The organism is Streptomyces sp. NPDC002499 (assembly GCF_053595415.1).
On the sequence record NZ_JBSFXO010000001.1, the window covers coordinates 339632 to 359428 of the forward strand.

Consider the following 19797-nt stretch of genomic DNA (forward strand, 5'->3'; position numbering starts at 1 on the left):
AGGCACCTTACGCCCGGAGCCACAACGAGACGGCGAGTCCCAGGCCCGCCAGCGCGATCGCGATGCGCAGCGGCTTCTCGGGAAGGCGCCGTACGACCACCGGACCCACCCGGCTGCCGACCAGACACCCGAGGCCGAGGGCGACAGCGGCCGTCCAGTCGACAGGGGCGAGGAAGGCGTAGGCGACGGCCGCCGTGACGTTGGCGGCGCCGGTGACGATGTTCTTCACGGCGTTGGTCACGGGCAGGGGTTCGTTCGCCGACAAGGACAGTACGGCCAGCATCAGGACGCCGGCCGCGGCACCGAAGTACCCGCCGTACAGCCCGACGAGCAACACCGCGCAGACCAGCGGCAGTTTGGAGCGCACGCCGCCGGTGTCCTTCTCGCGCCGGGCGGCCAGTCGGCGCAGTGGTTCGCGGACGAGGATGAGTACCGAGCCCAGGGCGATCAGCCACGGCACGACCCGCTCGAACGCCGAGGACGGAGTGCCCAGGAGCAGTGCCGCCCCCACCGCTCCCCCGGTGGCCGCGAGGAGCGAGAGGCGCAGCAGGCGGCGCCCTTGGCCGCGCAGTTCCTCGCGTGAACCGGCCGCCGTACCAAGGGTGTTGGTGAACAGCGCGACGGTGTTGGTCACGTTGGCGGCCACCGGCGGCAGTCCTGCCGCCAGCAGCGCCGGATAGCTGAACAGCGAGGCGAGACCGGCGATCGATCCGGCGAGACCGGAGGCCACGCCTGCGAGCGCGAGCAGCAGTACGGAGCCGGCGTCCACGCGGTTGCTCCCTGGGTCGAGCGGTCCCACGTCGCGCCGTTGCGACTCGGCCCGCCGTCTGGAGCGGGCCCGGGCAGTTCATGTCCCAGGGTACGGATGGCGTCTACATGCGAAGACGGCGGGTCGAGGTCAGGTCGGGATCAGGTGAGGTCAGGCCACGGTGGACAGGTCGATCGCCCGGTCGACGTCGTTCGGGCGCAGCACCCGCAGGATGCCTTCCAGGAGGTAGTAGTCGGCGTACGGGAGGGAGACCTCGATGCCGTCCTCGGCGGGACGGTTGCGGGTGCAGCGGGCGACGGCCGCGTCGGCCCGGGTCGAGTTCCTCGTGAGGCAGGTCTCCGACAGCGCGGTGAGCAGGCGCAGGGCGACATCGCGGTAGGCGGGGCGGCCGGACGCGGTGGCCAGGTCGATCAGTCCGCACGCCATGATGGCGCCGGCCGACGCGTCCTTGATGTCGTTGGGCGCCTGGGGCGCGCGGTAGTCCCACACCGGGACGTTGTCGGGGGTCAGTGCCGCTACGGCGTAGTCGGCGAGTTTGCGTGCGGTGGTCAGGAACTCCGTGTTGCCGGTCCGCCGGTACATGGTGGTGAATCCGTAGATGCCCCACGCCTGTCCGCGCGACCAGGCGGACGTGGGGCTGTAGCCCTGCACGGTGTTGGGCCCGATGGCCGCGCCCGTGGTCGGGTCGAAGTCGTACACGTGCGGGATCGATCCGTCGGCACGAGGGAACACGCGCTGCGCCGTCTTCGCGTGCTCGATCGCGATGTTGAGGTATTTCGGGTCGCCGGTCTGCTTGCTCGCGAAGGCCAGCAGGTCGAGGTTCATCATCGTGTCGATGATGACCCGGCCCGCGTTGGACGTGTCGCTCAGTGCGCCCCAGGCCCGGATGAAGTGGCCCTTCGAGTTGTACCGCTGGATCAGGGAGTCGGCCGCGCGGATGGCGCCGGTGCGCCAACTGGCGTCACCCGTCAGCCGCCAGGCGGTGACCCATGACGGGTAGAAGAGGAAGCCGAGGTCGTGCGTCCCCGTGTCGGTCTGCCGGGGCGCGAGCTTGGCCGCTGACGCGAGTGCCCAGGTGCGGAAGGCGGTGTCCCCGCTGTGCAGCCAGGCCATCCACAGCGTGCCGGGCCAGAAGCCGCCGACCCAGTCGCCGTTCTGGGAGTACGTCCATTTCTCGAACTTCGTCCCGACCGGGAAGCCGGTCGCATTCGGCGCCACCGCGCGGACCTTCGCCACCGCGTAGTCGGCCGCCGCGCTCAGCGTGCTCAAGGTCGATACCGGTAACCGGTCGCTGGTACCGGCCGCGGCCGGTGTCGCGGACGCGTAGACGGCTGCGGCGCCCGCCGCCGTGGCCAGGACCGTACGTCGGGAAACAGTCATGCCCGCACCTCCAACTGGTCAACGGGAGTACGCAGTTGACCGAGCTTTGCACAGCGGCATCAGTGGTGTACACCACCGTGTGCGGAGTTCATCCATGTGAACCGCTGGAGAGGTAAAGACACTTCGGGGTCGCGGCTACTCCTTCACGGCGGCCGCCCTGCGCGTCGGACTGCCCAGTGCCCAGAAGAGGACGCCGAGGAGCATGAACCCGGCGAGCGGGACGGCCTCCGTCAGGAGGTACTTCCAGCGCTCGCCGTAACTCCAGCCGTCCGGCGCGTAGTCGGAGCCGAACCAGTGGTCGCCGAGCCCCGGAGCGATCAACTGCACGCTCGCGAACAGGATGAGCAGGGTGAGGACCACGCTGATGGTGCGCGGGAAGGGCGCCTTGTACGGGCGAGGGACGTGCGGGGCCTTGCGGCGCAGTACCGCGAGGGCGGGGAAGATGCCCAGGTAGCTGACGAGCGTGGTGGACACGGCGAGGCCGAGGACGGCGCCGAAGAGCTTGGCCGCACTGCCGTTCGTGAGTTGGTGGGCCAGGACCAGGACGAGGGTGGAGACCAGGCCGCTGAGGATGTTGACCCGTACCGGCGTGCCGAACCGGCTGGAGATGACGCCGAGGAAGCGGGGCGCGGCGCCGTCGTAGCCGGAGACGGCGAGGGCGCGGTCGGAACCCATGACCCAGGTGACGCCGGAGGACAGCACCGTGAGGATGAACATGACCGCAGCGAGGTCCCCGAGCACGCTGCCCGCCCCGCTGAGGGTGGCCGTGCCGTCGGCGCCGACGTGACCTCCGTACACGGTGAAGACCTGGCGGATCGCGTCGATGAAACCGCCGAGGCCGGTGATGGCCTTGATCGGGAGGACCAGCAGGATGCCGAGGATCGGCAGTGCGTAGAGCAGCACCGAGAGGCCCGCGCTGCGGAAGATGGCGAAGGGCACGTCCTTCTGGGCGTCGGTCATCTCGTCGCCGGCGGTGTTGGGCAGTTCGAAGCCGACGTAGTTGAACATCAGGACGGGGACCAGGCCGACGAAGCCCGCGTACGTCGGGGAGAAGTCGCCGAGCCCGAATCCGTGCAGGCCGTGCTTGATGCCGTAGATGACGACCGTGAGGGTGAACAGGCCGAGCAGGACGAAGCGGCTCCAGGCACCGATCGTGGGGATCCACTTGCCGACGTCGAAGGAGAGGATCGCGGCCAGGACGCCCACCCAGATGAAGACGAGGGTGAAGGCGTAGAAGGCGGGGGTGCTCAGGTCGTTGCCGTCGTTGAAGAAGGTCGTGTACGCGGTGACGGCGGAGACGGCGAGGGTGCCGCCTAGCCAGACCGGGTTGGTGATCCAGTACAGGAAGTTGTTGACGGCGCCCGCGAGGCGGCCGAAGGCGCGGCTGGTCCAGATGTAGGGGCCGCCCTCCTCCGGGAAGGCGGCCCCGAGTTCGGCGATCAGCAGCGCGGAGGGCACGAAGAACACCGCGGCCAGCACGATGAGCCAGGTGAACGCCTCCGCGCCGGACGAGGCCACGGTGCCGATGGTGTCGACGCCGACGATGGTGCAGAGGAGGAAGAAGAGGATGTCGAAGCGGCCGAAGTGCTTGCGCAGCTTCTGCCGCTCCGTCTGGGCTGCTGCCGGCGTACCGGCCGCGTCGAAAACTGTCTGGCCAGCGGTCACCGGGAGCTCCTGCGTGCTCGTGCCACGGGTGGGATTCGGCCAATGATCGGGCTCCGCACAAAAGCACACAAGTGTTCATTTACAAGTCTTGACCATTACTTCTTCCGCTTTGTTTCACCTGTGACTCCGGCGCTGTTTCGCCGCCGTAACGAGCCGGTGGGTGGCCTCACCCGGTGGTGAGCACCATCCGGAAGCGGGCGGCGCCCGAGAGCATCCGCTGGTACGCCTGGTCGACCTGGTCCAGCGGCACGGTCTCGGTCATCGGGCGGATGCCGTGCAGGGCGCTGAACTCCAGGGTGTCCTGGACGTCCTGTGCCGTACCGGACGGATGGCCGCGCACGATCTTGGCGCTCATGAGCAGCTGGGTCGGATTGATGTCCAGCGAGTCGGGCGCCCCTCCGATGACGATCAGTTCACCGCGCGGCGCCAGCCCCTCGACGGTCGAGCTGATGGCGGCGGAGTTGCTCGCGGTGGCCAGTACCGCCTTGGCTCCGCCGAGGGACTGAAGTGCCTCGGCGACGGACGTGTCCGCCGTGCTGTCGACGTAGTGGTGGGCGCCGAGTTGCTTGGCGAAGTCGGCCTTGTCGGCTCCTCTGGCGATCGCCACGGTCTCGAAGCCCATGGCCGTCGCGAACCGCACCCCGAGGTGGCCGAGACCGCCGATGCCCAGCACGGCGACCAGATCGCCGGCCCGCGCGGAGCTGCGCCGCAGTCCGTTGTACGTGGTCACGCCCGCGCAGGCCATGGGGCCCGCGTCGGCCGCCGACAGCGCCTCGGGGATCCGGGCCAGGGCGTCGACGGGCGCGATCATCATCTCGCCGAAGCCGCCGTCGTACGCCCAGCCCGGGACCTTGAGGTTCCGGCAGACGATGAAGTCGCCCTGCCGGCACTGGGGGCAGTGGCCGCAGCTGCCGCCGAACCAGCCGACCGTCACCCGGTCGCCCACCTGCCAGCCGAACTCGTCGGCGCCCTCGCCGAGTTCGTCGACGCGGCCGGCGATCTCGTGCCCGGCCACCACCGGGAACGACAGGCCCGGCACGGCGCCGTTCACGAACAGGGTGTCGCTGTGGCAGATCCCGCAGGCCTCCACGGCCACCCGCACATGTCGGGGGCCCGGCCTCGGTACGTCACGTTCGGTGATCTCGAAGGTCCCGCCGGCGGCGGCCACCTGTGCCACTCGATAGGTACTCATGCGTCTCCCCGGAAGTCGCGTACGACCGCCCCCGCAGCAGTGGATCAGCCGTGGGCCGATCGTGCGCGTCGAACAGAAGTCGAGCAGGAGGGGTGAGGGGGCGGGCCTCGCCGGAGAGCACGCCCGGCACATTCGGAACCCACGGAGCGTGACATCACACCCGGCATGTGTCGCCTGCGGGTCACCTCCCTGTCGCGCGCGTTCCGACGCGCGAGCGCATCCATCCCACCACTCCCCGACCCGCCCCACAACACGGCGGATCGAGCGGATCGCGCCGGCGGGGTGTCCGACTCCTCGGACACGCTCTATGGTCACTGTTACGATTCAGTGACGCACACCACTCGGTCGGACATGCCCTGTCGGCATGTCCGGGATGTTCCCAGGAGGCTCCCATGGCGGGCAGGACCGGCCGCGTGACGGCGACCGATGTCGCCAAGGAGGCAGGGGTCTCGCAGACGACGGTCAGCTATGTGCTGAACGACGTGCCGCACCAGAAGATCTCCGAGCAGACCCGTCGCAAGGTGCTCGACGCGGTCGCGAAACTGGGCTACAAACCGTCCGCCGCCGCCCGCGCGCTCCGTCTGGGCCGCAGCGACCTGGTGCTGATGTTCCTTCCGGACGTTCCCGTCGGCGGCACCCTGACGGCCCTGGTCGAGTTGCTCGGCGACGAGCTGGAGCGCCACGGCCTCAACCTCGTCACCCGGCGCGAACGGCACGCCCCCCTCGAATCGCTGTGGCGGGAACTCGCACCGGCGGCCGTCATGACGGCCTTCGACGTCCCCGACGAGGACGTGGCCAGCATGCGGGCGGCCGGCATCCACGTGGTCAGCGCAGGCATGAGCCCGACGGACAACCCGGGCGTCCTGACCGTCCCCCAGCGCCTCATCGGCACGATGCAGGTCGAACGGCTGGCGGCGACGGGGCACACGCGTATCGGTTACGCCGCTCCCGGGGACTCCCGGCTGCGGGACTTCCTGACCCTCCGGCTCGACGGTGCCCGTGCCGCCTGCGCGGAACTCGGTCTCGAACCCCCCGTCGTGCTCGAAGTGCCCCTCGACATCTCGGCAGCGGCGGCCGCGGCCGAGCACTGGCACTCGGCCGTCCCGGCGGTCACGGGAGTGTGCGCCTACAACGACGAGACGGCGTTCGCCCTCCTCGCGGGCATGCGCAGGGTGGGCCTGACCGCCCCCGGCGACCTCGCGGTGATCGGTGTCGACAACGACAAGCTGGCGCCCTTCGCGATGCCGCCGCTGACGACGATCGACAACAACCTCGACATCGTCGTGGGCCGTGCGGCCCGGATGATCGTCAACGGCGTGACCGGCCGCTCGCTGCCGACGCAGCCCCAGGTGACACCGCTGAGCCTGGTCGTGCGCGAATCGGCCTGACGCCGACCGGCCCCGGTCGCGCGGCGCCCGTCAAGTCCTTCGCGTCCTTCAAGCGCCCTTCGCGTCCTTCAGGCGTGCCAAGACCAGGCATGCCAGAGCCAGGCGTGCCAGCACGCCCCTCTCCCCCGAATTCCGGCTTTCCGGAAATCACTGATGCACGGGTCTTGTGGCCCGCCAGGGGCTGGGCTTACGTTACGCATACGTTTCACTTGTACGTATCAGTGGCTGGTTCTCGACCACCGAAAACGGTGGCGACCACACCCCTTTCGGCCAGGGTCGGCTGACTGCCAAGAGCGGTCGAAGCCGCGTCAGGACCTGGTTCTCCCATACCTCCGAGGCCCTCAAGGGCGGCTCGACGTCCGATGCCGCCCGGTCATCAACTCACCAGCGGAGTACCCATGAGAAGAATCGCGCTGACGGCCGTGTCGACTGTCCTGATGTTGTCCGCGGCCGCGTGCGGCTCGGGATCGAGTTCCGGTTCGGGCAAGACGGCCACCGGCGGCACCCTCACCCTGGCCCCGCTGGTCGCGGCGCAGCCCTGGGACCTGGCCGACGCCGGGCTCGGCAACAACGCGCAGTACTACCAGCCCGTATACGACTCGCTGTTCCGGCTCTCCCCGACGGCCGAGGTCGAGCCCAACCTGGCGACCAAGTGGTCGTACGACGCGGCTCGTACGGTCCTCACGCTGACCCTGCGCAGCGGCGTCAAGTTCACCGACGGCACCGCCCTGGACGCGGCGGCGGTCAAGGCCAATCTGCTGCACACCAAGGGCGGGACCAGCGAGGCGGCGGGCCAGCTCGCGAGCATCAGCGGTGTCGACGTCGTCAACGCCACGACGGTCGCGATCAAGCTCTCGGCCCCCGACCCCTCGCTGGTGCCGAACCTCGGCAATGTGGCCGGCATGATCGCCAGCCCCAAGGCCATCACCGCGGGGACGATCAAGAACGACCCGGTGGGCTCCGGTCCCTACACACTGGACAAGTCCGCGACCACGGCGGGCAGCACGTACACCTTCGTCCGCAATCCGGGGTACTGGAACAAGGCCGCCTTCCCCTTCGACAAAATCGTCCTCAAGCCGCTGACCGACCCGACCGCCGTGCTCAACGCGCTGCGTTCGGGGCAGGTCAACGGCGCGCTGCTGGCCAGCGCCAAGAACATCGCGCCGGCCAGGAGCAGCGGGCTGACCGTCACCAAGTTCACCTCCGGTGACGTCGAGGGCGTCTACATCTGGGACCGGGCCGGAAAGATCGTCAAGGCGCTCGGCGACGTGCGGGTGCGCCAGGCCATCAACTACGCCTTCGACCGTTCCACGATCGTCAAGACGGCGAAGCAGGGGCTGGGCAAGGCGACGACCCAGATCTTCAACCCGGCGGGCTCGGCCTTCGACGAGTCGCTGAACTCCAAGTACTCCTACGACCCGAAGAAGGCCAAGCAGCTGTTGGCCGAGGCGGGTTACGCGAACGGCTTCTCGGTCACCGTCCCGGATGTGTCGTCGGTCTTCCCGGACCAACAGGCGGCCATGGTGCAGCAGTTGGAGGACATCGGGATCAAGGTCAAGGTCGACAAGATCCCGGTCTCGCAGTTCATCAGCGCCCTACTCGCAGGCAAGTACCCGCTGTCGTACATGACGCTGGCCTCCTTCCGCCCCTGGGACACCATCCAGATCGAGGTGGCCAAGAGCGCGCTGTGGAATCCGCTGCACACCGAGGACGCCAAGGTCACCGACCTGATCACCAGGGCCCGTTCGGCGACCGGCGCCGCCCAGGACGCGCTGTTCAAGGAGCTCAACACCTACCTCGTCGACCAGGCGTGGAACGCGCCCTGGGACTCCGTGGAGAACACCTACGCGACGACCAAGGGGATCACCTTCACCCCGCAGACGTTCGCCGCCGTTCCGCCGATCTACAACTTCAAGCCCGTCGGCTGACCCGGCCACCGATCAACACCGGTCCGAGTAGGGCAAGTCGGAGAAAGGCAAGGTGGAGAGACCGATGATTGTGTTCTTGGTCCGGCGCGTCGCCGCCGGGCTGGTCCTGGTCCTGGTGATCGCGACCATGACCTTCGCGCTGATGGGCCTCACGGGCTCCGATCCGGTGCGCCAGATCGTAGGACAGACCGCCACCCAGCAGCAGGTTGCGGCCAAGTCCGCCGAACTCGGCCTCGACGAGCCCTTCGTGGTCCGCTACGGCCACTGGCTCGGGGACGCGCTGCACGGCAACCTCGGCAGCTCGTGGTTCAGCGGTGAGTCCGTGACGAGTTCGCTGGAGAACAAGCTGCCGGTGACGCTGTCGATCGTGCTGGCGGCGCTGCTGCTGTCGGCGGTATTGAGCACGGTGCTGGGAGTGGCCGCCGCCGTGCGCCGGGGCGCCCTGGACCACGTGGTGCAGCTGCTCGCGGTCCTCGGGTTCGCCGTACCCAGCTTTCTGGTCGCCCTGATGCTCGCCGTCGTGGTGGGCGTCAACCTGGGCTGGCTGCCGGCGACCGGCTACGTGCCGCTCGCGGACTCGGCGGGTGGCTGGCTCCGGTCGATCACCCTCCCGGCGCTGTCGCTCGCCGTCGGAGCGATCGCCGCCACCGCCCAGCAGGTGCGCGGCTCCATGGTCGACGTACTGCGCGCCGACTACATACGCACCCTCCGCAGCCGTGGCATCAGCGAGCGCAGTCTGCTGTTCCGCCATGCCCTGCGCAACGCGGCTCCGGCCGCGCTGACCGTGCTGGCCCTGCAGTTCATCGGCCTGGTCGGTGGCGCGGTGGTCGTCGAGAAGGTCTTCGGTCTCAACGGCATCGGCAGCCAGGCGACCACTGCCGGATCCCAGGGCGACACCCCGGTGGTCATGGGCGTCGTCGTGGTGATGGTCGCCCTCGTGGTGGTGGTGAACATCCTGATGGACCTCGCGTACGGATGGCTCAACCCGAAGGTGCGTGTCGGATGACGCTCCCTCAGCCCGAACAAGCGGCACACACGATCGCGGTCGCCACACCGGGGCGGGCCGGACTCCTGCGCCGGCTCCTGCGCAGCCCGATGGCCGTGACCTGCCTGGTGCTCCTCGCGCTCATCGCGCTGGCCAGTCTGTTCGCTCCGCTGCTGACCAGCCAGGACCCGGCGCACACCTCGCTGACCGACAGCCTGGCGCCGATGAGCGGGAAACATCCGCTCGGCGGTGACGGCGTGGGCCGTGACGTCCTGGCCCGGCTGCTCTACGGCGGGCGGACCAGCCTCCTCGGTGCCCTGCTCGCGGTGGCCGTCGCGCTGGCGATCGGTGTTCCCACCGGTCTGGTGGCCGGGTACTACCGCAAGTGGTTCGACGCCGTGAGCAGTTGGGTGTCCAACCTGCTGATGGCCGTACCGGCGATCATCGTGCTGCTCGTCGTGATGTCCGCGGTGGGGCAGAACACCTACCTCGCCATGGCGGTCTTCGGCGTGCTGATGTCGCCGGGTGTCTTCCGGCTCATCCGCGCCTCCGTGATCTCCGTACGCGAGGAGCTGTACGTGGACGCGGCGCGGGTGTCCGGTCTGACGGACCCCCGGATCATCCGCCGGCACATCCTGCCCGTCGTGCAGGCGCCGACCATCATCCAGGCCGCCCAGATGCTCGGTCTCGGCATCGTCATCCAGTCCGGCCTGGAGTTCCTCGGTCTGGGCTCGGCGACCCAGGCGAGCTGGGGCTCCATGCTCAACGACGCCTTCGCCAACATCTACACCAAACCGGTCCTGCTGGTCTGGCCCGGAGTGGCGCTCGCGGTGACCGTCGCGGCGTTCGGTCTGCTGGGCAACGCCGTGCGGGACGCGCTGGACGGGAGCGCGGTCGGCGGGCGGAAGGCGCGCCGCGCGGTGGCCCGCCGGCAGGTCGTGAAGGCGAAGTCGCCGGCCACGGGTTCCGAATCGACGGACACGGACGACGCCTTGCTCGTGCTCGAAGGCCTCACTGTCTCCTATCCGACGGCCGAGGGAGAGAAGGCCGTTGTCGACGGCGTCTCCCTGACGGTGCATCGGGGTGAAGTCCTCGGACTCGTAGGGGAGTCGGGCTCGGGAAAGAGCCAGACCGCCTTCGCCGTTCTCGGCCTGCTGCCCCGGGAGGCGCGGGTCTCCACCGACCGACTGGTCTTCGACGGCAAGGAGTTGGGAGGCCACGGCCGCGCGGAGATGAACCGCTACCGCGGTCGCCGGATCGCCTACGTGCCGCAGGAACCGATGTCCAACCTCGACCCTTCGTTCCGGATCAGCGCCCAACTGGTCGAACCGGTGCGTCGACACCTGGGGGTGTCGGCGGCCGAGGCGAAGGCGAAGACACTCGGCCTGCTGGAGCGGGTCGGAATCACCGACCCGGAACGGGTCTTCGCCTCCTATCCGCACCAGATCTCCGGCGGTATGGCGCAGCGCGTGCTCATCGCGGGCGCGGTGTCCTGCGAACCGGATCTCCTGATCGCCGACGAGCCGACCACCGCCCTCGACGTGACCGTGCAGGCCGAGGTGCTCGATCTGATCCGGTCCCTTCAGAGTGAGCGGAACATGGGCGTGATCCTGGTGACCCACGACTTCGGTGTAGTGGCCGATATCTGTGACCGCGTGACGGTGATGCAGACCGGGACGGTGGTGGAGTCCGCTCCCGTACGGCAGTTGTTCGCCGATCCCCAACACCCGTACACCCGCATGCTCCTGGCGTCCACGTTGGAGGACGCGGAGCCACGGTCCGCCCTGGGTCCGGGTCGCACCGTGCCGGCGATCGTCGCGGGGATCACGAACACCGGACGTCAGGAGGGTCCGGCATGACCGGGACCATGAACGGGACACCGAAGCAGGATCTGTCGGCGCACCCCCTGCTGGCCGCCGAGGACGTAGTCGTGGAGTACCCGGCGAAGGGCTGGCGCAAGCCGCCGTTCCGGGTGCTGAACGGGGTGTCGATCACCATCGGCGCGGGCGAGACGCTCGGCCTCGTCGGTGAGTCGGGTTCGGGCAAGACGACGCTGGGACGGGCCGTCCTCGGCCTGGTCCCGGTCGCCTCAGGGACCGTCCGCTACCGCGGCGAGGTCATCTCGGGCCTGGACGCGAAGGAGCGTCGCGCGCTCAGCGACGACATCCAGGTGGTGTTCCAGGACCCGTACACCTCGCTCAATCCGGCGATGACGGTGACCGACATCCTCAGCGAGCCGCTGCGGGTCGCGGGCACCTCCCGCGCGGAGGCCGAGAAGCGGGTGCGGGACCTCCTCGACCAGGTCCGGTTGCCCGCCGACGCCGGGGAGCGGCTGCCCCGGGAGTTCTCCGGCGGGCAGCGCCAACGCATCGCCATCGCCCGGGCGTTGTCCAGGGACCCGCGGGTCATCGTCTGCGACGAACCGGTCAGCGCACTGGATCTGTCGACCCAGGCCCGGGTGCTGGACCTGTTCGTCGAGATCCAGGAACGCACCGGCGTCGCCTACCTCTTCGTCACGCACGACCTGTCCGTGGTCCGGCACATCAGCCACCGGGTGGCGGTCATGTCCGACGGAGAGATCGTCGAGACCGGGGATGCCGCGACGGTCACCGCGACGCCCCAACACCCCTACACCCAGCGCCTGTTGCTCGCCGCGCCCGTACCGGATCCGGGGCGGCAGGCGGAACGCCGGACCGAGCGGCAAAGGCTGGCGGCGGCCTTGGCGGCCGGCACCTCCGCGAACACCTCCGTCACCGCCTCCACGTCGGGAGAACGAGCATGACCCTGCCCAACCCCACCGTCCCCGGCTTCCACCCGGACCCCAGCGTCACCCGCGTCGGCGACGACTACTACCTCGCGTGTTCCAGCTTCGAGTACCTCCCCGGCATACCGCTGTTCCACAGCCGCGACCTGGTGCAGTGGAACCAAATCGGCAACGTCGTGACCCGACCGGGTCAGTTGGCGGTGGAGAAGGTTCCCACGCTCGGCGGGGCGTGGGCGCCCACCATCCGGTTCCACGACGGCCGCTTCTGGCTGGTGGTGACCGACGCGATGGGGCGCGGCAGCCTGATCTTCAGCGCCGAACGGGCCGAGGGTCCCTGGTCCGACGGCATCGTCATGCAGGGGGTGAACGGCATCGACCCGGACCTCGCCTGGGACTCCGACGGGACCTGCTTCGTCACCTATTCGGGCCTGCAACTCGACGGCGACCGCGCCGGCGAGCATCTGGGCGTCCAGCAGGTCCGCATGGACCTCGACACCGGCCAAGCCCTGGAAGAACCAAAGTCGTTGTGGTCGGGCACGGGCCTGATGTTCCCCGAGGCGCCGCACCTCTACGAGATCGACGGCACCTGGTACCTCCTGATAGCCGAGGGCGGCACCGAGCGCGGGCACTCCGTGAGCATCGCCCGCGGTGCCCGTCCCGACGGTCCCTTCGAGGGCTGCCCGGCCAACCCGGTGCTCAGCGCCCGCAGCACCGACCGCCCGGTCCAGAACACCGGGCACGCCGATCTCGTCAGCACGCCCGACGGCGGCTGGGCACTGATCCTGCTGGGTATGCGGCCCGGCGGCCTGACCAGGGCCTTCTCCCCCATGGGCCGGGAGACGTTCAGTACCTCGCTGGAATGGGTCGACGGCTGGCCGGTCGTGCAGCCAGTCCAACTCACCGCGCCCACCGGACCGGTTGAGCGGCACGAGAACTTCACCGGCGCCGAACTCGGCCCGGAATGGCTCTCGATACGAACGCCGGCCGCCGACTGGTCCTCGCTCACCGAGCGCCCGGGACGCCTCGTCGTGCATGCCGACGGCTCCACCATGGACGACCCTCGGCCACGGTTCGTCGGCCGTCGCCAGCAGCATCGGTCGGCCGCCTTCTCCGTACGGGTGGACAGCGCCGGTGGAGTCGGCGGGCTGAGCCTGCGGATCGACGAGCGTCATCACTACGACATCGAGGTGGGCGCCGGTGTCGCCCGTGCCCGCGCCCGGGTGGGCGGAGTCTGCCAGACCTGGGAACAGCCGGTCCCCGCAGGGACGGTGACCCTGCGGATCGAGACCGAGCAGGTCAGCGGCATGGACCTGGATGCCCTCGGTCCGGACGTGGTGCGGCTGTCCGTCGATTCCGGCACCGGACCGGTCGAACTCGCCGCGCTGGACGGCCGCTATGTCTCCGCGGAGACCGCGGCGTCCTTCACGGGCCGGGTCGTCGGCATGTACGCCGCCGAAGGATCGGTCGCCTTCGACCGGTTCAGCTACCGGGGCGAGGACTGACGCCATGCTTTTCGGAGCCGCCTACTACACCGAGTACCAGCCGTACGAGCGACTCGCGCAGGACCTCGATCTGATGGCCGAGGCCGGGTTCAGTGTCATCCGGGTAGGCGAGTCGGTCTGGTCGACCTGGGAACCCCGCGAGGGCCACTTCGACCTCGACTGGCTGCAACCGGTGCTCGACGCCGCCCACGACCGGGGCATCAAGGCGATCGTGGGCACCCCGACCTACGCCGTCCCGCCGTGGCTGCGCCGCAAGTACCCGGAGACGGCGGCCCGTTCACGTACCGCGGAGCCCATCCCGTACGGCATGCGGCAGGACGCCGACTACTCGCACCCCGCCTTCCGCCATCTCGCCGAGCGGCTGGTCCGCAGGATCGTCGGGCGTTACGCCGACCACCCGGCGGTCATCGGCTGGCAGGTCGACAACGAGCCCGGCCTCCGGCTCTTCCACAACGACTCGGTGTTCCAGGGCTTCCTCGACCACCTCCGCGAACGCTACGGCGACGTCGAGACGCTCAACCGCCGCTGGGGGCTGACCTATTGGTCCCATCGCCTCCAGGACTGGGCGGACCTGTGGACCCCGGACGGGAACTCCACCCCCTCGTACGACCTCGCATGGCGCCGCTACCAGTCGCGGCTGACGCAGGAATACATCACCTGGCACGCCGAGTTGGTCCGCGGCCTGGTGCCGGAGCACCACTTCGTCACCACCTGTGTCGCCCTCGGTCAGCAGGGCCTGGACATCTCGGCCATCGGCCGGCCCCTGGACGTCGCCGGGGCGAACATCTACTACGCCACCCAGGAGGGGCTGGCGCTGCCGGGCTCCGACGAGCCGGACGGCGGGCTGTATCCGTTCTTCGTCTCCTGGTCGGGACCCGCTTGGCTCTATCTCCAGAACGACATGGCACGCGGCATCCGCCAGGAACCCTTCCTCGTCATGGAGACCAACGCCACCTCCATCGGCGGCTCCGCGGACAACTTCCCCCTCTACCGAGGCCAGGCCCGCCAGGCTGTATGGAGCATGGTCGCGCGCGGCGCCAGGATGATCGAGTACTGGCACTGGCATTCCCTGCACTATGGGGCCGAGACCTACTGGGGCGGCATCCTCGGGCACAGCCTGGAGCCGGGCCGGACGTACGAGGAACTCTCGGTGATCGCCGGGGAGTTCCGGCAGGCCGGCAGTGCGATCGAGGGGCTACGGCCCCGCAGTGACGTGGCGATGCTGCTGTCCGCCGAGAGCCGTTGGGCGATGGAGTTCATGGGTCCGCTCAGGGGGAACTCCCCTGCCTGGTTCGGTGATCCGCAGTCCTATGACCGCATCGTCGCTGCCTTCTACCGGGGGCTGTTCGACGCCGGACTGTCCGTCGACATCGTTTCCCCGGAGCAACTTCCCTCCAGTCCGGTGGAGTTGGTGGACAGGTGGCCGGTGCTGGTGGTCCCGGCGCTGTACATCGCGGACGACGCGACACTTGATCTGCTGCGCCGCTACGCGGAAGCCGGCGGCCATCTCGTCCTCACGCCCCGCACCGGCTACGCCGACGAGGAGGCCGTCGCCCGGCACACGGTCATGCCCGGAGTACTGCGCCCCGCAGCCGGCGCGTCCTACCAGGAGTTCACCAATGTGCTGACGCCGGTCACCATCACCGAGGGGGCCGGGACGGCGAACGGCCCCACCCTGCACGGGCATGCCACGGCATGGGCCGACGGGTTGATCCCGGAGGGTGCGACCGTCCTCGCCGGATACGACCATCCGCACCTGAGCCAGTTCGCCGCCGTCACCACTCACACGTACAGCGCTGGCCGCGTGACGTACATAGGCACCGTCCCGGACCGCGAACTCGCGCACAGCCTCGCGGACTGGGTCGCCTCGGTCTCTCTTCCGACCGACGCCTGGCGCGCGGACCGGCCAGCCTCCGTCACCTGCACGTCGGCCACCACCGCCGACGGCGCCGTCCTGCGCTTCGTCCACAACTGGGCCTGGGATCCGGTCGATTACCGGCTACCGGGAGATGTCCGGGACCTGTTCACCGGTGCACGCCTCGCGGCCGGAGACGCCCTCCCGCTCGGCCCCTGGGACGTCCGGGTCCTCATCGAGAGCACGGGCGACGCCCTCACTGACCACCCTTCACCGAGGAGGACCCCGTGACCCGGCAGCCCACCACCGACGCCCCGTCCGCGACGGACGAAGCAGACCTCGCCCGGCGCCTCGGCGCGCTCACCCTGGAGCAGAAGGTGCGGCTGCTCACCGGCGCGGACTTCTGGTCCCTGCACCCCGAACCCGCCGTCGGCCTGCGCAGACTGGTCGTCTCGGACGGACCGGCCGGGGTCCGCGGCGAACTGTGGGACGAGCGCAGCCCTTCTGCCAACGTGCCCTCGCCCACGGCGCTGGCCGCCACCTGGGACGAACCGCTGGTAGAACAGCTCGGCGGGCTGCTCGCCCACGAAGCACGCGGCAAGGGCGTGGACGTCCTCCTGGCCCCCACCGTGAACCTGCACCGAACCCCTTATGGCGGGCGGCACTTCGAGTGCTTCAGCGAGGACCCACTGCTCACCGCCCGAATCGGCGTCGCGTACGTCCGAGGTGTTCAGGGCGGTGGCGTGGCGGCCACCGTGAAGCACTTCGTCGGCAACGACTCCGAGACCCAGCGCATGACCCTCGACGCGCGAATCGGCGAACGCGCCCTGCGCGAGCTGTACTTGGCGCCGTTCGAGCGGATCGTCGGCGAGGGCGGGGTCTGGGCGGTCATGGCCGCCTACAACGGGGTCAACGGGCACCCGATGACCGAGAGTCCGCTGCTGCGTGAAGTGCTGCACGAGGGCTGGGGGTTCGACGGCCTCGTGATGTCGGACTGGTTCGCCGTGCGGACCACCGAGCCGTCCGCGCGCGCCGCGCTCGATCTGGTGATGCCCGGCCCGATCGGCCCGTGGGGCGACGCGTTGGTCGCCGCCGTGCGGAAGGGCAAGGTCGACGAGGCGGTCGTGGACGACAAGGTGCTGCGGCTGCTGCGGCTCGCCGCCCGGGTCGGCGCGTTGGACGACCTGCCTGAAGCGGTCCGACCGGCGCACCACGACGCCGTGTCGGTCGCGGCCCGACTGCGCGAGACCGCCGCCGCCGGGTTCGTGCTGGCGCGCAACGAGAACGCCGTACTGCCCCTGGACCGCGCGGTGTTGAAGAGGGTCGCCGTCCTGGGCCCCAACGCCGCCGTGGCCCGGACCCTCGGCGGCGGCAGCGCCACCGTCTTCCCGCCCTACACCGTCTCCCCGCTCGACGGCATCCGCGCCGCCCTGGGCGAGGACGTCGAGGTCACCCACGGAATCGGCGTCACGCCGCAGAACCGCACACCCGTGGCGCCACTGTCCTACCTTCGCCACCCCGACGGTTCCGGCGAGGGCGTGGAGGTGCGGTTCCTGTCCGCGGACGGCACCCTGCTCGGCTCCGAGCGCCGCGCCGGGGGCGCCTACACCTGGATGGGGTCCTACGGGCCCGGTGTGCCCACCGATCAGGTCGCCCGCGTGGAGGTGCACACCGTGGTCCGTGCGGCGAACGCCGGCCGGTACGCGATCGGCGGTTCCGGCATCGGGCGTTTCCGGTTGGCCGTCGCGGGGGCCGATGTGTTTGACGTACGCCTTCACCTCCCGCCGGGCGCCGACCTGGTGGAAGGCCTGATGACTCCGCCCCAGCACCTGCACACCCTCGATCTGGCCGCGCACGAGGAGACCGACGTCGTCCTCACGCACGACGTCGACTCAGTCTCCTCGGGGGACTCCATCGGCGACGCGGTCACCATGTTCCAGCTCAACCTCCAGCCGCCGCACGGCAGTGACGACGAGGAGATCGAGCGGGCCGTGGCACTCGCCCGCGCGGCCGAGGTCGCCGTGGTCGTGGTGGGCACCACGGAGGAGGTCGAGAGCGAGGGCTTCGACCGTACCGGCCTGGCCCTGCCCGGCCGCCAGGACGAACTCGTCCGCCGCGTCGCCGAGGCCAACCCCCGTACCGTCGTGGTGGTCAACTCCGGTGCTCCGGTGCTGCTTCCGTGGGCCGACGACGTGGCGGCGGTGCTGCTGGCCTGGTTCCCCGGGCAGGAGTTCGGCAACGCGCTCGCCGATGTGCTGCTGGGTGTGAGGGAGCCCGGTGGACGGCTACCGACGGCTTGGCCGGTGTCCGAGCGCGGGCTGCCCTCGACCGAGCCGGTCGACGGCGTCCTCGCCTACGACGAGGGGCTGTTCATCGGCTACCGGGGCGACGGGCGTGCCGGATGGCAACGGCCCCGATACGCCTTCGGACACGGACTCGGGTACACCGCCTGGGAGTACGTCTCGATCGATGTGCCTGACGCGGCACCGACCGAGTTCGGCTTCACGGCGGAGATCCGGATACGCAACACCGGCACCCGGCACGGCAAGGAGGTCGTGCAGGTGTACGCGAGCCGTCCGGGCGGTGCCGTCGAGCGCCCGGTCCGCTGGCTCGCCGGGTTCGCCGTGGTCGAGGCGGGGGCCGGCGAGGTGACCGTCGCGACGGTCCCCGTGGACGCCCGGGCGCTCCAGCACTGGGACACCGAGGCGGGCGATTGGGCGGTCGAGTTGGGGACCTTCAAGCTGGAGGCGGGTCCGTCGTCGACAAACCTTCCTCTCACCGCCGACATCGCCGTCAACCGCTCATGACCACTCCACGAGAGGAAACGGTCGCCGCCCCCTGGCAGCAGACCGAGTTCACCCTGACCGGCGCACGCGACTACGCCAACCCGTACACCGACGTGGACGTATGGGCCGAGTTCACGCACGAGTCCGGGACGGTCCTGCGCCGCCCGGCCTTCTGGGACGGCGGCCGGGACTGGAAGGTCCGTTTCGCCTCCCCGGAGACGGAGGGCAACTGGACCTGGCACAGCGGGAGTTCAGTCGCGGACGAAGGACTCTCGGGGCAGAGCGGAGCACTCGTCGTCCGCCCCGCCCCGGACGACGGCAACGCCTTCCACCGGCACGGCTTCTGGCGGATGTCTCCCGGCGGACGCAGCCTGGTCCACGCCGACGGAACGCCCGCGCTGCTCGTCGGCGACACCGCCTGGGCCCTGCCCTGGCGGGCCACCGAGGAGCAGGTCGCACACTACGCGGCCGACCGGCGGGCCAAGGGCTTCAACGCGGCCCTGCTGATGAGCGTCCAGCCCGACATGGACGCACACGGCCCGCGCGACCGCACCGCCGACGAGGGCTTCGACGTCGGCTTCGAGGACTTGCCCACCGGGCACGTCAACGTGCTCAACCCGGCGTACTTCCAGTACCTGGACCGGCTGATCGGCATCCTGTGCGAGCACGGGATCGTCCCCGTGCTCCAGCCGCTCTTCCACGGGTTCGGCTGGAAGGGCCTGCGGGTGGCGGGGCCGGTGGTCCCACCGCAGGAGTACGCGCGCTACTGCCGTTACCTGGTGGCCCGTTACGGCGCCGCCCCCGCCGTCTACCTGGTCGGTGCCGATGGCGAGGGTCGCGAACCGCAGATCGCGGCGGGTGGCGCGGAGGTCGGCCGCTGGGACGGCTACGTCCAGCCCTGCGGCATCCACTACCGCCCGCACGCCGACAACAGCGCCCACCAGAGCGAGAGTTGGCTGCACTTCCAGTGGTGCCAGACCGGCCACATGGGCGGACACGTCCAGGAGCGGGTCGCGGACATGTGGCGCAACACCCCCGCCAAGGCGGTCGCCAACGGCGAGCCCACCTACGAGAACACTGGGCGTCGCGGCCGCGCCGCGGGCTGGTGGCAGGGGCACGAGGCCTGGAGCAACCTGTGCGCCGGCGGCACGATGGGTGTGGTGTACGGCGCGGCGAGCCTGTGGCAGTGGCGCCTGCACGCCGCCGAACCCGGGCACGAGGAGTTCTTCCTGGCAGAGGGGGCCGGCTGGCGGGAGGCACTCGACTTCGAGGGCTCTGGCCATGTCGGGCTCGTCTCCCGGATCCTGGAGGGCCTGCCGCTGACGGACATGCGGCCCGACTGGTACTCGGCCCTGTCTCCCCGGGGCCTGTCCGTCCCCGGCATGCTGTACCTCGGCTACGCGGAGGAGGGCGGTCCATTGTTCATCACCGATCCGGCGAACGTCCCGCTCCCCTACCGGGTGGTGGACCCCCGGACCGGCAAGACCGTCCGCGAGGGTGTACGCGCCACCGCCGAGGAGCCCGTACCCGACGACGGCGGAGCCCCGAGGGTGTACATCTGCCATGACCCGAACGGGAGTTGA

Annotated in this window: 13 protein-coding genes; 9 read left to right on the forward strand and 4 right to left on the reverse strand. The window is 70.0% G+C overall.

The window, feature by feature from the left end:
* Positions 1–7: 7 nt before the first annotated feature.
* From ACWD5F_RS01575 to ACWD5F_RS01590, 4 genes are all read right to left on the reverse strand, one after another.
* The gene (locus ACWD5F_RS01575; protein WP_451250017.1) at positions 8–769 is read right to left on the reverse strand and encodes a sulfite exporter TauE/SafE family protein; all 762 of its coding nucleotides are present in this window, start codon (positions 767–769) and stop codon (positions 8–10) included.
* A gap of 150 nt (positions 770–919) precedes the next feature.
* Positions 920–2149, reverse strand: coding sequence for a glycoside hydrolase family 88 protein (locus tag ACWD5F_RS01580; RefSeq protein WP_451250019.1), 1230 nt, complete (start codon positions 2147–2149; stop codon positions 920–922).
* Between the two features lie 135 nt (positions 2150–2284).
* Entirely contained in the window at positions 2285–3814 is a 1530-nt protein-coding gene (locus tag ACWD5F_RS01585; protein WP_451250021.1) for an APC family permease, read from the reverse strand.
* A gap of 166 nt (positions 3815–3980) precedes the next feature.
* Positions 3981–5006, reverse strand: a complete 1026-nt coding sequence (locus ACWD5F_RS01590) for an alcohol dehydrogenase (RefSeq protein WP_451250023.1) — start codon at positions 5004–5006, stop codon at positions 3981–3983.
* Positions 5007–5398: 392 nt separating this feature from the next.
* On the opposite strand from ACWD5F_RS01590, the gene ACWD5F_RS01595 reads away from it, so the two are divergent.
* The 9 genes from ACWD5F_RS01595 to ACWD5F_RS01635 all read left to right on the forward strand — a co-directional run bounded on the left by ACWD5F_RS01595 (position 5399) and on the right by ACWD5F_RS01635 (position 19797).
* Positions 5399–6394, forward strand: coding sequence for a LacI family DNA-binding transcriptional regulator (locus ACWD5F_RS01595; RefSeq protein WP_401724490.1), 996 nt, complete (start codon positions 5399–5401; stop codon positions 6392–6394).
* Positions 6395–6792: 398 nt separating this feature from the next.
* Positions 6793–8322, forward strand: coding sequence for an ABC transporter substrate-binding protein (locus ACWD5F_RS01600; protein WP_451250025.1), 1530 nt, complete (start codon positions 6793–6795; stop codon positions 8320–8322).
* Positions 8323–8386: 64 nt separating this feature from the next.
* A complete protein-coding gene (locus ACWD5F_RS01605; RefSeq protein WP_451250027.1) occupies positions 8387–9328 on the forward strand; it encodes an ABC transporter permease in 942 nt (313 codons plus the stop codon).
* Positions 9325–11166, forward strand: coding sequence for a dipeptide/oligopeptide/nickel ABC transporter permease/ATP-binding protein (locus ACWD5F_RS01610; RefSeq protein ID WP_451250029.1), 1842 nt, complete (start codon positions 9325–9327; stop codon positions 11164–11166). Before ACWD5F_RS01605 ends, ACWD5F_RS01610 begins: the two co-directional genes overlap by 4 nt.
* Positions 11163–12089: an ATP-binding cassette domain-containing protein gene (locus tag ACWD5F_RS01615; RefSeq protein WP_451250031.1), complete on the forward strand. Its 927-nt coding sequence runs from the start codon at positions 11163–11165 to the stop codon at positions 12087–12089. The genes ACWD5F_RS01610 and ACWD5F_RS01615 overlap by 4 nt, the downstream gene beginning before the upstream one ends.
* Positions 12086–13573 (forward strand): glycoside hydrolase family 43 protein, encoded by a 1488-nt coding sequence (locus ACWD5F_RS01620; RefSeq protein WP_451250033.1) that lies wholly within the window; start codon positions 12086–12088, stop codon positions 13571–13573. The genes ACWD5F_RS01615 and ACWD5F_RS01620 overlap by 4 nt, the downstream gene beginning before the upstream one ends.
* Positions 13574–13577: 4 nt before the next feature.
* Positions 13578–15719 (forward strand): beta-galactosidase, encoded by a 2142-nt coding sequence (locus ACWD5F_RS01625; RefSeq protein WP_451250035.1) that lies wholly within the window; start codon positions 13578–13580, stop codon positions 15717–15719.
* Positions 15716–18235, forward strand: a complete 2520-nt coding sequence (locus ACWD5F_RS01630) for a beta-glucosidase (RefSeq protein ID WP_451250036.1) — start codon at positions 15716–15718, stop codon at positions 18233–18235. Before ACWD5F_RS01625 ends, ACWD5F_RS01630 begins: the two co-directional genes overlap by 4 nt.
* Complete coding sequence (locus tag ACWD5F_RS01635; protein ID WP_451250038.1) at positions 18232–19797, forward strand: apiosidase-like domain-containing protein; 1566 nt, start codon at positions 18232–18234, stop codon at positions 19795–19797. The genes ACWD5F_RS01630 and ACWD5F_RS01635 overlap by 4 nt, the downstream gene beginning before the upstream one ends.

Excerpts from the sequence above, each read along its gene's own strand:
- ACWD5F_RS01580 (WP_451250019.1), bottom strand. The coding sequence starts at position 2,149 with ATGACTGTTTCCCGACGTACGGTCCTGGCCACGGCGGCGGGCGCCGCA.
- ACWD5F_RS01590 (WP_451250023.1), bottom strand. The coding sequence starts at position 5,006 with ATGAGTACCTATCGAGTGGCACAGGTGGCCGCCGCCGGCGGGACCTTC.
- ACWD5F_RS01595 (WP_401724490.1), top strand. The coding sequence starts at position 5,399 with ATGGCGGGCAGGACCGGCCGCGTGACGGCGACCGATGTCGCCAAGGAG.
- ACWD5F_RS01600 (WP_451250025.1), top strand. The coding sequence starts at position 6,793 with ATGAGAAGAATCGCGCTGACGGCCGTGTCGACTGTCCTGATGTTGTCC.
- ACWD5F_RS01605 (WP_451250027.1), top strand. The coding sequence starts at position 8,387 with ATGATTGTGTTCTTGGTCCGGCGCGTCGCCGCCGGGCTGGTCCTGGTC.
- ACWD5F_RS01610 (WP_451250029.1), top strand. The coding sequence starts at position 9,325 with ATGACGCTCCCTCAGCCCGAACAAGCGGCACACACGATCGCGGTCGCC.
- ACWD5F_RS01615 (WP_451250031.1), top strand. The coding sequence starts at position 11,163 with ATGACCGGGACCATGAACGGGACACCGAAGCAGGATCTGTCGGCGCAC.
- ACWD5F_RS01620 (WP_451250033.1), top strand. The coding sequence starts at position 12,086 with ATGACCCTGCCCAACCCCACCGTCCCCGGCTTCCACCCGGACCCCAGC.
- ACWD5F_RS01625 (WP_451250035.1), top strand. The coding sequence starts at position 13,578 with ATGCTTTTCGGAGCCGCCTACTACACCGAGTACCAGCCGTACGAGCGA.
- ACWD5F_RS01635 (WP_451250038.1), top strand. The coding sequence starts at position 18,232 with ATGACCACTCCACGAGAGGAAACGGTCGCCGCCCCCTGGCAGCAGACC.